This window comes from Dokdonella sp., assembly GCF_044227025.1.
In the GTDB taxonomy this organism is placed as follows: domain Bacteria; phylum Pseudomonadota; class Gammaproteobacteria; order Xanthomonadales; family Rhodanobacteraceae; genus Dokdonella_A.
Map to the genome: position 1 here is coordinate 303318 of NZ_JBGAFX010000002.1, position 12740 is coordinate 316057.

General features: G+C 66.1%; 11 protein-coding genes. 6 read left to right on the forward strand and 5 right to left on the reverse strand.

The window, feature by feature from the left end:
* Positions 1–36 precede the first annotated feature (36 nt).
* Entirely contained in the window at positions 37–912 is an 876-nt protein-coding gene (locus tag ACILRJ_RS05640; RefSeq protein WP_395681242.1) for a neutral zinc metallopeptidase, read from the forward strand.
* 103 nt (positions 913–1015) lie between these two features.
* Here ACILRJ_RS05640 and ACILRJ_RS05645 read toward each other — a convergent pair whose 3' ends face one another.
* The gene (locus ACILRJ_RS05645) at positions 1016–1933 is read right to left on the reverse strand and encodes a peptidylprolyl isomerase (protein ID WP_395681244.1); all 918 of its coding nucleotides are present in this window, start codon (positions 1931–1933) and stop codon (positions 1016–1018) included.
* Positions 1934–2058: 125 nt separating this feature from the next.
* Here ACILRJ_RS05645 and ACILRJ_RS05650 point away from each other — a divergent pair, with 125 nt between their 5' ends.
* Entirely contained in the window at positions 2059–2472 is a 414-nt protein-coding gene (locus tag ACILRJ_RS05650; protein WP_395681246.1) for a DoxX family protein, read from the forward strand.
* A gap of 33 nt (positions 2473–2505) precedes the next feature.
* On the opposite strand, the gene ACILRJ_RS05655 is transcribed toward ACILRJ_RS05650, so the two are convergent.
* Both ACILRJ_RS05655 and ACILRJ_RS05660 read right to left on the reverse strand, forming a co-directional pair.
* The gene (locus ACILRJ_RS05655) at positions 2506–3753 is read right to left on the reverse strand and encodes a polyhydroxyalkanoate depolymerase (RefSeq protein ID WP_395681247.1); all 1248 of its coding nucleotides are present in this window, start codon (positions 3751–3753) and stop codon (positions 2506–2508) included.
* A gap of 66 nt (positions 3754–3819) precedes the next feature.
* The gene (locus tag ACILRJ_RS05660; protein ID WP_395681249.1) at positions 3820–6561 is read right to left on the reverse strand and encodes a WD40/YVTN/BNR-like repeat-containing protein; all 2742 of its coding nucleotides are present in this window, start codon (positions 6559–6561) and stop codon (positions 3820–3822) included.
* A gap of 163 nt (positions 6562–6724) precedes the next feature.
* Here ACILRJ_RS05660 and ACILRJ_RS05665 point away from each other — a divergent pair, with 163 nt between their 5' ends.
* The gene (locus ACILRJ_RS05665) at positions 6725–8632 is read left to right on the forward strand and encodes a M61 family metallopeptidase (RefSeq protein WP_395682046.1); all 1908 of its coding nucleotides are present in this window, start codon (positions 6725–6727) and stop codon (positions 8630–8632) included.
* Positions 8633–8663: 31 nt separating this feature from the next.
* Positions 8664–9911 (forward strand): winged helix-turn-helix domain-containing protein, encoded by a 1248-nt coding sequence (locus ACILRJ_RS05670; RefSeq protein ID WP_395681251.1) that lies wholly within the window; start codon positions 8664–8666, stop codon positions 9909–9911.
* Positions 9912–9918: 7 nt separating this feature from the next.
* Here ACILRJ_RS05670 and ACILRJ_RS05675 read toward each other — a convergent pair whose 3' ends face one another.
* Positions 9919–10353 (reverse strand): hypothetical protein, encoded by a 435-nt coding sequence (locus ACILRJ_RS05675; protein WP_395681253.1) that lies wholly within the window; start codon positions 10351–10353, stop codon positions 9919–9921.
* Positions 10354–10365: 12 nt separating this feature from the next.
* Complete coding sequence (locus ACILRJ_RS05680; RefSeq protein WP_395681255.1) at positions 10366–10641, reverse strand: polyhydroxyalkanoic acid system family protein; 276 nt, start codon at positions 10639–10641, stop codon at positions 10366–10368.
* Between the two features lie 130 nt (positions 10642–10771).
* Here ACILRJ_RS05680 and ACILRJ_RS05685 point away from each other — a divergent pair, with 130 nt between their 5' ends.
* Together ACILRJ_RS05685 and serC are read left to right on the forward strand one after the other, a co-directional pair.
* Positions 10772–11578 carry an FHA domain-containing protein gene (locus ACILRJ_RS05685; RefSeq protein ID WP_395681257.1) on the forward strand — a complete coding sequence of 269 codons (807 nt, stop codon included), beginning with the start codon at positions 10772–10774 and terminating at the stop codon, positions 11576–11578.
* Positions 11579–11648: 70 nt separating this feature from the next.
* Positions 11649–12731: a 3-phosphoserine/phosphohydroxythreonine transaminase gene (gene serC, locus ACILRJ_RS05690; RefSeq protein WP_395681259.1), complete on the forward strand. Its 1083-nt coding sequence runs from the start codon at positions 11649–11651 to the stop codon at positions 12729–12731.
* Positions 12732–12740: the final 9 nt, after the last annotated feature.

Here is a 12740-nt window from a genome sequence, read left to right on the forward strand (position 1 = left end):
GATCGCCGTTCCCGGCGCGAGATTGGAGAGGGATCCATGCTCTGGCAGAAAGCGCGGCGCAGCGACAACGTGGTCGAGGACGAAGGTGGCGGCGGTGGCGGCGGCGGTTTCGGCGGCGGTCGCGGTCTGGGCCTCGGCGGCATCATCCTGGTCGTGATCGCCAGCCTGATCTTCCACAAGAATCCGCTCGAGATCCTGCAACTGCTCGGCGGCATCGGCGGCGGCGAGGATGCAGGCAGCACGCAGCAGACGGTGCCGGCCGGAAACGACCAGCAGACCGACTTCGTCAAGGCCGTACTCGGCAGCACGGAAGATGTTTGGGGCGAGATGTTCCAGGCCAGCGGACAACGCTATCCCGCGCCGCGCCTCGTGCTGTTCCATGGCGGTGTGCAGTCGGCCTGTGGCGCGGCATCGGCAGCGATGGGACCGTTCTATTGCCCCGGCGATCGCCAGGTCTATCTCGACCTCGACTTCTTCCAGGAAATGCAGCAGCGCTTCCACGCGGCCGGTGATTTCGCGCGTGCGTACGTGGTCGCGCACGAGGTCGGCCACCACATCCAGAATCTCACCGGCGTAATGGAACAGGTCGAACGCGCAGCCCAGGGCGGCCAGCCGATGCAGGGAGCGGACGGTTTGTCGGTGCGCCAGGAATTGCAAGCCGACTGCTTCGCCGGCGTGTGGGCGAACCACGCCCAGCAGAAGCTCAACTGGCTCGAGGACGGCGACGTCGAGGCCGCCTTGAATGCAGCGAACCAGATCGGTGACGACACCCTGCAGAAGCAGGCGCGCGGCTACGCAGTGCCGGATTCGTTCACCCACGGCAGCTCGGCGGAGCGCGTGCGCTGGTTCCGCAGCGGATTCTCCTCGGGCAGCATCAAGAGTTGCGATACGTTCGCCGCCACGCAGCTCTGACCGCGAGCGAGCTACCTTTCCTTGTGGGATCGGCGGAAGCCGCGATGCTCGCCGGATCGGCATGAGCATCGCGGCTTCCGCCGCTCCCACAGGAGCAGGTATATCAATGAGTCGGCGGCTTGCGGGCCGGCAACGGCACATTGCACAGCCCGATCTTGCCAGCGGGCTGCTTGTACCAGTCGTCGCGGCGATTTCGGCGTGATTCGACCAGCGCGCTGAAGGTCTCGGTGTCGGTGCGCAGCAGTTGCAGCGGCGTGCGTTCGGATTCCGGCACGTCCACAGCAAGGCGCAGCGACTTGATCGTGACGCGCTGTTCCGGTTTGTCGTAGAAGCCGAGCGCAGCGGTTCCGCGCGGCAGGCTTGCGAGCAGTTCCATGCCCTGGACCACACGGCCGACGAGCGCGATATTGCGGTCGAGCTGGCGCGGAGCCTCGCCGATCACGACGTACAGTTCGGCGCCACTGCCACTGTCCACGCTGTTGTCGCGTCCGGCACCGACCATGCCGTAGCAATGCGCGAGCCAGGTCTTGCCGGATTTCGGATCGCGCGCTACCGGCATGCCGTCGCTGAACCCGACTTCGGGCGCGTACACATCTCCATCGGGCAGGCGCGTGAACGGCAGTTCCTTGTCGATGCCACGCTCGAATTCCGGCGCGACCGTTTTCGATGCCTTGCCGAGTGCGCGGGCCTTGTCCTTCTCCTCCGCGTTCGGATCACCCCACTGCGTGACGAAATTGTCCTGCACGCGCAGGATCGCGAGGCCGTCGAAATAGCGCTCATGCGCCATCGTGCGCAGGTTTGCCGCATGCAGTGGCGCGTACGCCGGCGCCAGCTCGATCACGACCCGACCGTCGGCGAGATCGAGGTAGAGCGTGTTCTCGGCAGCGGGCGTGCGCCAGTCGGTGGGCGTCGACGCATCCAGCACCTGCTGCATGGTCCGACCTTTCGCCGGAGCATCGGCCTGCGCGGGAGCGCAGGCGAGTGCGAGGGAGGCGGCGAGACAGCGAAGAATGGCGGACATGCGCGGTTCTCCAATGGGGCGTCCAGTCTACGGGAAGCAGCCGCTGGCCGGTCAGGCCGGCGACGCGACCCGCGGCGATGGCTGCCGTATGATGCGGGACAGGTACGGGACGAAGGAGGGGAGACATGATCGACAAACTGCTCGACCGCCATCGCGATGTAGTCATCCTGCTCGCGCGCGTCCTGCTGATGGCGCTGTTCGTCATCTCCGGGTGGAGCAAACTGACGGATTTCGCGGGAACCGTCGCCTACATGGAATATCTGAAGACGCCGATGCCGTCGGTAGCCGCCGGCATCGCGGTTGCCATGGAGGTCGGTGTCGGCATCGCATTGCTGGCAGGGGTCTGGGTCCGGCCGCTCTCGCTGGCGCTCGCGATTTTCGTCGCAGGCGCCGCGCTCATCGGTCATCCGTTCTGGTCGATGATCGGAGCGGAGCGGGCCCTCAACTTGACGCATTTCCTCAAGGACATGTCGATCATGGGCGGCCTCCTGCTGCTGGCAATCACGGGCGGCGGACGCTTCGCATTGACGAAGGCGTAGGCCATGCCCCGCGAGGCCTGATCGGGATGCTGGTCAGGCCTTGTGAAAGCGGCGGATGAAGGCGCGCACGTCCGGATAGACGGTATCGCGCCAGCGGCGGCCGCTGAAGATGCCGTAGTGGCCGGCGCCTTTCACTTCGAGGTGGGCGCGGTTCTTCGCCGGGATGCCGGTGCACAGGTCGTGCGCGGCGCGGGTCTGTCCGAGCCCGGAGATGTCGTCGAGTTCGCCCTCGATGGTCAGCAACGCAGAGCGCTTGATCGCTTCCGGCGCGACGCGTTCGCCGTCGACGTGCCAGGTGCCGAGCGGCAGGCGATGCTCCTGGAACACGATGCGGATCGTGTCAAGGTAGAACTCTCCCGGCAGGTCGAGCACGGCGTTGTATTCGTCGTAGAAGCGCCGATGCGCATCCGCGTCGTCGAGATCGCCGCGCAGCAGGTTCTGGTAGAGGTCCCAGTGCGCGTTGAAATGACGACTCGGGTTCATCGCGACAAAGCCGGCATGTTGCATGAAGCCGGGATAGACCCGGCGTCCCTTGCCCGGGTAGTTCGGCGGCACGTCGAACACGACATTGGTTTCGAACCACGCGAACGGCTTGTGCGTCGCGAGGTCGTTGACCTGGGTCGGACAGCGCCGCGGGTCGATCGGGCCGCCCATCATGGTCAGGCTCAGCGGGGTCGCCTCGCCGGCCGACGCCATCAGCGAGACCGCGGCGAGCACCGGCACGGTCGGTTGGCACACCGACATCACATGCAATTTGGCCGCGCCGAGATGACCGATGAAGCGGCGGACGTATGCGATGTACTCGTCGAGGCCGAACGGGCCCTTTTCGAGCGGTACCATGCGCGCGTCGACCCAGTCGGTGATGTAGACGTCGTGGTCGCGCAGCAATGTGCGCACGGTGTCACGCAGCAAGGTCGCGTGGTGGCCTGACATCGGCGCAACCACCAGCACCACCGGGTCCTCGCGCAGGCGCGTCAACGACGGAACGTCGTCGCTGCAGCGCTTGAAGTGCAGCAGGTTGCAGAACGGCAGCTCAAGCGCGCGTTCCTCGATCACCGCGGCTTCGCGCCCGTGTGCGAGCACCGAGGTGATGCCGAACGCCGGTTTTTCGTAGTCCTTGCCAAGCCGGAAGAACAATTCGTAGCCCGCGGCGACGCGATCGATGCCCGGCATCCGCGAAAGCCAGTTGTCCGGAGAGGACAGCACTTCGGAAGCGGCGCCTGACCAGGCGACCAGCGGATTCAGCAGGCTGCGGTTGATTTCGTTCAGGTGATACAGCATCGATGGTCCGGCTCAACGCGACAGCCGATCATAGCAGCCAGCCATCAACCGGCCATGTGCGGTTCGTCAACGTCGGTGACGCTGCCCCTCGTCGGGTGGCGGCGGGCTGATCGCCGGACGCGCGTGCCGGCTGTGCCCGGGCGCTGCGGCGCCGGTCGCCGCCTGCGGCAACGGCCAGACCCAGGCGCCGCGTGAACGCGTGAAGACCGCGAGCGTGGTCGCGCCCCGATCGATCACCAGATCCCACACCATCGCCGTAGGCAGGCCGGCATCGAAGCGGGACCATACAGGAACGTCGGCGTCGATGTGGTCGGTGTAATAGAGGCCCCAGTCGGTGCCCGCGAAGGCCTGGCCGGGCACGTTCGGGTTGAGCAGGATCGCGTTCACCGGAATGTTCGGCAGGTTGCCGCTGCGATTGGTCCACTGGAAACCCGTGCAGCCCGCACTGCAATCGACGCGATAGACGTGACCCGGTGTGGTGGGCGTGTTCTGGTCGAAGCCCGCGAGCGCGGCGTAGCCGACTTCAGGTGCCAGGGGATCGCTGGCGACATCCATCACCGGCCGATTCGGCAGCGTGGCGTTGCCGCCGGTCAGGTTGACCCAGCGCGCCGAGTTCGTGCGGCCGCCGCCAAGGTCGAGGCCGGCCCAGACGTTGCCGTCGTTGGTCCCGGCGAGCGCGCGGCGCGGGTCGGAATGGGCAAACTTGACGCGATTGATGATCGACAGGTTCGGCGTAGTGGTCAGGCGCTTGGTCAGGTCGGGACTGTTGATGTACCACGAGGTGTTCGGCAGACCGCCGCTGAGCGACTCCCACACGCGATAGGTTCCGGCCAGCATGCGTTGGCAGCCGGTCGTCGGCGGGCAGGTGTCGTCGCCGCCGAACTTGTACAGGTCGTAGTACATGAGGAAACCCGCACGGTCGCCGTTCCAGACGTTGCCGGTCGCTTCATCGTAGGGAGCGACCATCTGGTCGACATCGCCGTCGGGACCCGTGGTGGAGGCCATCACGAAGCCGAATTGCGAGCTGTAGTACCAGCGCTGGCCGAGCACGGGTTCGATCTTCGTGCAGGTGCCGTCGCCATCCAGGCGCGAGTTCCAGTGCGCGAGTGCGGGCGGCGTTCCCGCGGTCCATGTCTGGTTCGACGAGGTGTTGTCCTGCGCGCCTGCGCTGATGCCGCGCCATGGCGCGGCCGGATCGTTGAAGTTCGCGGTGATGTCGCCGGTGTAGAACTCGATCGTGTTGGTGCCGCCGTTCATCGCGACGAAGGTCGGGCGAGGCGCGCGCGGGTCGGCGCTGTAGTAGACGCCGCCGTCATTGCCGATCAGCAGCCGATCCGGGTTGTTCGCGACGAATGCGCGCACATGGTTGTCGACGTGCACGGTACCGGGATGTCCCGGAGTCGTTTCGTCGTAACCGCAGGTGAGGTCGGAAAACGTGTCGGCCCCGTCGGTTGAACGCCACAGGTCGGTCGAACTGAGGAACACATTCTGCGGATCGGTCGGATCCACAAGCAGGCCGGCGTTGTAGTCCTCGAACAGGAACCCGTTGCCGTACGCGTCGTTGACGCAACCGCTGGCGAAATCGGCGGGCGGCGTCGCACTGTTGGTCCAGTTCGCACCGCCGTCGCGCGAGCGATAGACGCCGCGCCCCATGACCTGCGCATACACCACCGCTGGGTTGGACGGCGCGACGGCAAGGTCGATGCGTTGCAGCGGATTGCCCCCGCCGCCATACGAAGGAAGTCCATTGGCGCTGCCGGCGGGCCAGCCATTGTCGGGGCGAGACACGGTCGTCCAGGCGGTCGCGCAGCCACTCGCCGGCATCGGCGCGCGGTACACGCCGTTCGCGCCGTTCTCGCGCAGGTCCGCGCGCACGTCGGAAACGCGACCGATTGCACCGATCGCGACCAGCAGGTCGGTGCGATTGCCACCATCGAGCGCAACCATGCTGGTGACGTCCTGGCGCTGGCTGGAGTAGCCATTGGTGTAGCAGGGACCATCGAAGTGCTCGCCGCCATCGTGGCTGAAATAGAGGCCCTGATTGGTGCCGACGGCGAGCCGCGACGGATTGTGCCGATCGACCACGATCGCGCTCATCGCGCGGTACTGCGGAAACGCGCCGGCGGCCTGCGAATACACCGGATTGAACGTGTCTGCAGCGAGCAGGCGCCAGCTCTCGCCGCCGTCGATGCTCTTCAGCAGGCCGCCGGCGCCGAACACGAACGGCCGGTTGCGGCGGAAGTCGCCGGTGCCGGCGTAGATCACGTCCGGATTGGTCGGATCGAGCGCGAGGGTTCCGATCGCGATGTCGGCGATGGCTGCTGCATCGGTCTTCGCGCTCCAGCTCGTGTTCGCGTCGCAGCAGTTGATCGTCTTCCACACGCCGCCGCCGTCGGAGCCGAACCAGGCGACGTTCGGTTGCGATGGATGGGTGACCATCGCGGTCACGCGGCCGCCGACCAGGCCGTAGCTGCTGTTGCGCAGTGGCGAAGGGCCGAGCGCAGTCGCGCGCTCGCTGGCTAGGACGCCTTGCGCGGCCTTGCCTCCCGGCGCGTTGCGCGGTGCGGACTTCGCGATGGCTTCATGGCCAGCGCGCGCATCGAGATACCAGCGCGCGCTGTAGTGCCCGGTCGGGTAGCTCAGGCGCCATTCCCAGAATGGAGTGTCGCCCGGCGCTTCGCGTTCGGCCTGCTCGCTCCGGTGTCCGCTCGGTCTGGAGGCGTCGACAGGCGATTCTTCGCCATGGCGCGCATGCCATGCGATACCCGTGATTGCCGCGAGCGCCGACACCACTGCGAGCCGTCTCATGCCCTCTGCTCCCGAGCCACGTACCGCCGACATACGCGTTTTAACGAAGTCCTTCGTAGATGGCAAGTGCTCGGGTCGTGGCATGCCAAACGGCACGTGGCGCAACCTGTGATCGTGCAACAATCGGCGATCGCCGCCGCCAGCAGGAACCTCGGACGTGTCGATCTTCCGCATCGCTGCCTTTGCCTCGCTATGCCTCGTTTGCACCCATGCATCATTCGCCGTCGAAATCGCATCGCCATCCGCTGACGCGTGGCCGGGCGTCGTCAGGGTCGACGTCGACGCAACCGACATCGACCACCGCATCTTCCGCGTGCGCGAACAGATATCCGTCGTCGGCGGGCCGTTGACCCTGCTGTATCCGCAATGGCTGCCGGGCAAGCACGCGCCGCGCGGACAGATCGACAAGCTTGCCGGCCTCCACATCAGCGCGGACGGCAAGGCGCTTGAATGGAAGCGCGATGCGCTGGATGTCTACGCGTTCCATCTCGACGTCCCCGCGGGTGCAAGCAAGCTGCTGGTCGAGTTCGATTTCCTGTCATCGCAGGATCCGGCGCAGGGACGCGTCGTCATGACCCCGGCGATGCTCAACCTGCAATGGGACACGGTCGTCCTCTACCCGGCGGGTATGGTGGCGCACGCGATCACGGTCGAAGCGAGCGTGAAGCTGCCTTCCGGCTGGAATTACGCCACCGCGCTGGACGCGGCCAGCGGCTTGGCCAATACGCCGGGTGCGGACGGTCAGGTCGGCTTCAAGCCGGTCCCGCTCGACACCCTGGTCGACTCGCCGCTGTATGCAGGGCGCTACTACAAGCGCACGGACCTTGCGCCAGGCGCGAGCGTGCCGGTGCGCCTGAACCTGTTCGCCGACGAGGCGAAGAACCTCGAAGCCAGCCCCGGGCAACTGCGCCTGCATCGCAACCTGGTCGAACAGGCCCGCCGCCTCTACGGGTCACAGCATTACGATCACTACGATTTCCTGCTCGCCCTCAGTGACGAGCTTGGCGGCATCGGGCTCGAGCACCATCGTTCCAGCGAGAACAGTGCCGATCCTGCGTATTTCACCGACTGGGACAAGCAGGCGCCCGGACGCGACCTGCTGCCGCACGAATACACGCATTCGTGGAACGGCAAGTTCCGCCGCCCCGCCGATCTCGCCACGCCGAACTTCAACGTGCCGATGCAGGGCAGCCTGCTGTGGGTGTACGAGGGACAGACGCAGTACTGGGGCTACGTGCTCGCCGCACGCTCGGGCCTGTGGAGTGTTGAACAGGCACGCGATGCGCTCGCGCTGGTCGCACAGACCTACACCCACAACCGTCCCGGTTTCGCCTGGCGAGACGTGCAGGACACCACCAACGATCCGATCCTCTCGGCTCGACGCCCGCAGCCGTATCGCAGCTTCCAGATGAACGAGGACTACTACAGCGCCGGACAGCTCGTCTGGCTCGCAGTCGATGCGAAGTTGCGCGAGCTCAGCCATGAGCGACGCTCGCTCGATGATTTCGCGCGGGCTTTTTTCGGCGTGGACGACGGCAGCTACGCGGTGAGGACCTACACGTTCGATGACGTGGCGCACGCATTGAATGCAGTCGCGCCGCATGACTGGGCTGCGTTCCTGCGTACGCGCGTCGACGCGCTGGCCGCGCCACTGGACGGGTTGGCGGCGAGCGGCTGGAGACTGGCGTATACCGACAAGCCGAGTGCGTACCAGCGCAGCGTCGAGGCTGAGCGCAAGGTCGTTGACTTTTCCAGCTCGCTCGGCATCACGGTGGCGACCAAGGACGGGAAGATCTCGGACGTTCGCTGGAACGGCCCTGCGTTCAAAGCTGGCCTCGGCGCGAGCGGCAGCCTTGTCGCGGTCAATTCGCGGTCATTCACTCCGGATCGACTCAAGGACGCGATCGTGGCGGCGAAGGGCGGCCACGCGCCTATCGAGTTGCTGGTCAAGGACGGCGACCTGTACAGGACGGTGCACGTCGACTATCGCGAGGGCTTGAAGTACCCGCACCTGGAGCGCATCGCCGGCACGCCCGATCGCCTGTCGTCGATCCTCGAACCGCGGCGTTGATCTCGCGCGAATCGGCACGAGCCTGAACGACGTGACCACGCCGACCCGACTGACCGCGCAGCAGGCCCGCAATCTGCACCTTGCGGCGCAGGGGTTGCTGGCGCGGCCGCGGCGGCGTGCGTGCAAGGCTGACGTGCTGGCTGCGATCGAACGCATGCGCGTATTGCAGATCGACACGATCCATGTCGTCGCGCGCAGCCCTTATCTCGTGCTGTTCTCGCGTCTCGGGGCGTACGAGCCGCACTGGCTGGACGAACTGCTCGAAGAAGGGCAGGTGTTCGAATGTTGGGCGCACGAGGCGTGTTTCGCGCCGTTCGCGGATCACGAGTTGCATCGCCGCCATGCCGAGGAAGGGCGTGGCGGCCATTGGTCGATGAAAAGCGCACAGCGCACGCGCGGTGCCCACGCCGCCAGCATGGCCGGTCTGCTGGAGCACATCCGCGCACACGGCGCGGTGAAGGCCTCGGAGTTCGAGCGCGCTGATGGCGAGACCGGTGGCGGCTGGTGGGGCTGGAAGGACGAGAAGCGCTGGCTCGAAGCGTTGTTCGCGCACGGCGAGCTGATGATCACCCGTCGCGAGAATTTCCAGCGAGTCTATGATCTCAGCGAACGCGTGCTGGCGAAGGCGCGTCGGCACGGGCCGGCCGAGCCGGTGGTCGATGCACCGGCGATGCGTCGCCGCTTCGTCCTCGGTGCCGTGCACGCTCTGGGCATCGCGCAGGCGCGCTGGATCAACGACTATTTCCGCAGCGGCGGCAAGCTCAAGGATGCGGCGCTGGACGAGTTAGTCGCGAGCGGCGAACTGCTGCGGGTCGACGTGGATGGCTGGAGCAGCCCCGCCTATGTGCATCGCGAGCACGCCGATCTGTTCATCGCCGCTGCCGCCGGCCGCCTGCGCGCGACGCATACCGCACTGCTGTCGCCGTTCGATCCGGTGGTGTGGGACCGCGAGCGGGCATCGGCAATGTTCGGTTTCGACTATCGCATCGAGTGCTACACGCCCGCGCATAAACGCCAGTACGGCTATTACGTGTTGCCGATCCTGCATCGTGGAAGACTCGTCGGTCGCCTTGACGCCAAGGCGCATCGAGCCGATGGCGTGTTCGAGGTGAAGGCCCTGCACCTGGAGGGCGCCGCCCCACCGGCGGCTGCGCTGGTGCGGGAGATTGCCGAGGCAGTCCGCCGCTGCGCGCACTGGCATGGGACGCCGCAGGTGCGGATCGGACGTTGCGAGCCGAAGCTTCTGCGGCGCGAACTGCTCGCCGTGCTGGCGGCATGAGCAGGCGCTACCAGAGATCGAATGTCACATCTTCGCGCTCGTTGTCCCAGATCGTGCTGACGATCCACCAGCGTTCGCCATCATTGAACAGCTGGATGCTGTTCGCGCCGCGCTTGAGCAGCACCGGGGAATCGGGCGCCGGCCGCGCTTCGTAGCGACTCCACACGTGCGCCACCTGGCCGAAGCGCTCGATGCGCTGGTCGATCTCGACTTCGAAGAAATCATTGCGCGCGAAGAACGGTTCGACGTTCGCGATGTAGCGATCGATGTCGAAAACTTCGGCGCGTGGCCCGTCGCCGTCGATGACCGTGCGCAGGGACAGCGCCTCCGGCCGGTGCAGGGAGCGGAAACGCGTCCAGTCGCGCGGCGCGCCGGCCGGCCCCGAAATGCAGGCATACAGGGCCGTGATCAGGGTCTCGATGTGCAGCGCATCGGGGTTCACGGCCTGCTCCCGCTAGGCGAGATTTTCGTCGAGCTTGGCCGCGATCTCGCGTTCGATGACCGGCTTCATCGCGCTCATCAGGAAGCCGAGTTCGACCCGCACGTGCAGCTCGTTCTTCGTCACTGCGATGCGGCCTTTCACACCGCTGCGGTCGAAGTGCAGGGTATCCGAATCCCAGTGATGATCGATGCCGTATTCCTTGGCGATCGCGGTGGCGACGCGTTCCACCGCTGCCTTCGCGGTCTTGATGCTTTTCTTGTGCGAGCGCTTGATGTCGATCACGGCCATGGGTTGCCTCGCGGTCCGTTGCGGAAGGCCGCCATGATGCCGTACGGATCGTGCGAAAGGCAGCCTCCCGGGGGTCCGGAGCGCCGCAGGGCTTGTGCTAGAGTGCGCAATCGGTCCGCGAATTCGAAGCATGCGACTCAGTTTTGCCAACGGCGAGCGCGCCGACTTCATCATGGACGGTGGTGTGGTCAACCTCGGCAGCGCCGCTGGCAATGGGCTGGTGCTGGCCGGCAAGGACGTGGCGCCATGGCACGCGCGCGTGCTGGTCGACGCACGCGGTATCGTGCTCGAAATCATGGATCCGGCCGCTCGCACACACGTCAACGCCCGCCCGGTGCGCGAGAAGGCCCTGCTTCGCTGTGGCGACGTGGTTTGCCTTGGCCAGACGACGATTGCGTTGAAGGTCGACAGCGACGACGCGATTTCGGTCGCCATACCGTCGGCCACGCCGGGCTCGGCGACACCCTCCCAACCCGCTCGCGTCGTGCTGCGCGGCGTCTCGGGCCGGCATTTCGGCAAGGCGATCGCGGTCAATCCGCGCCTCGTGGTCGGCAGTGGCGCCGGCGCGGACCTCGTGCTTGACGATCCACGCATTGCCGCTCGCCACGCCACGCTCGAATGCGAGGGCGAGCGGATCTGGCTGCGCGACATCGACTCGTTCGAGGGAACCCTCGTCAACGGCGTGCGCGTGCGCAACGCTGCCGTGCATCCCGGCGACCAACTCGGCTTCGATCGCAGTCAATTCGTGGTGGAAGCGCCCGGGCTGCCGCTGCGCGGCGATACCGGCGGGACCTTGGCGCAGGAGCACGTCAGGGAGCCGGAGGAGGGAGGCGGCGACACCGTTGGGTCCCCGGCACAAGGCAGCATCTGGTGGTTGATCGGAGCCGCTGCGCTGATCGGACTCGGCCTGCTGCTGCTGGTCCATCGCGGCATATAACGAACGGGGGCTTGCTGCGACGCCGCAAAATGCGGTACGAATGGCGTTCGATCCGAACCCGGAGTTTCCTGTGAGTCGCGGATACAACTTCAGCGCCGGCCCTGCGGCGCTGCCGGAAGACGTCTTGCGCCAGGCGCAGGCGGAAATGCTCGAATGGGGCACGGCGCGCGCTTCGGTGATGGAAATCAGTCACCGCGGCAAGGATTTCATCGCGCTGGCGGAGCAGGCCGAGCGCGACCTGCGCGATCTGCTGGCGGTGCCCGCAAACTACAAGGTGCTGTTCCTGCAGGGCGGAGCAACGCAACATTTTGCGCAGATTCCGCTGAATTTCGCCCGTCGCGACCAGACCGTCGACTACGTGCTGACCGGCGACTGGAGCGAGAAGGCGGCCAAGGAAGCGAAAGCGCTCGTCGACGTGCGCATCGCGGCGTCCTCGGCGGACACCAACTACGACCGCATCCCGGCGCGCGCGGGCTGGTCGCTGAATGCATCTGCCGCCTACGTGCACGTGACGCCGAATGAGACGATTCGCGGTGTCGAATTCCACGACGTTCCCGATGTCGGCAACGTTCCGCTGATCGGCGACATCTCTTCGACGATCCTGTCGCGACCGCTCGATGTCTCCCGGTATGCGCTGCTCTACGCCGGCGCGCAGAAGAACATCGGCCCGTCCGGACTCGTAGTCGTGATCGTGCGCGATGACCTGCTCGAACGTTGCCCGAAGGACATTCCGAAGATCTTCAACTATGCCGAGCACGCGGCGCAGGGCTCGATGCTGAACACGCCGAATACGTGGGGCTGGTACCTCGCGGGACTGGTGTTCAAATCGGTCAAGGCGAACGGTGGCGTTGCCGCGATGGCCGAGCGCAATCGCGCCAAGGCGGAACTGCTTTACGGCTACATCGACGGCTCCGGCTACTACGCGAACCCGGTCGAGAAATCCGCGCGTTCGTGGATGAACGTGCCGTTCACGCTGCCGCGCGAAGAACTGGACGCTGCGTTCCTGAAGGAATCCGAAGCCGCGGGCCTGCTCGCATTGAAGGGACACCGCGCCGTCGGCGGCATGCGCGCGTCGATCTACAACGCGATGCCGCTCGAAGGCGTACAGGCGCTCGTCAACTTCATGAAGGACTTTGCCGCGCGCAACGGCTAGGAAACCCCG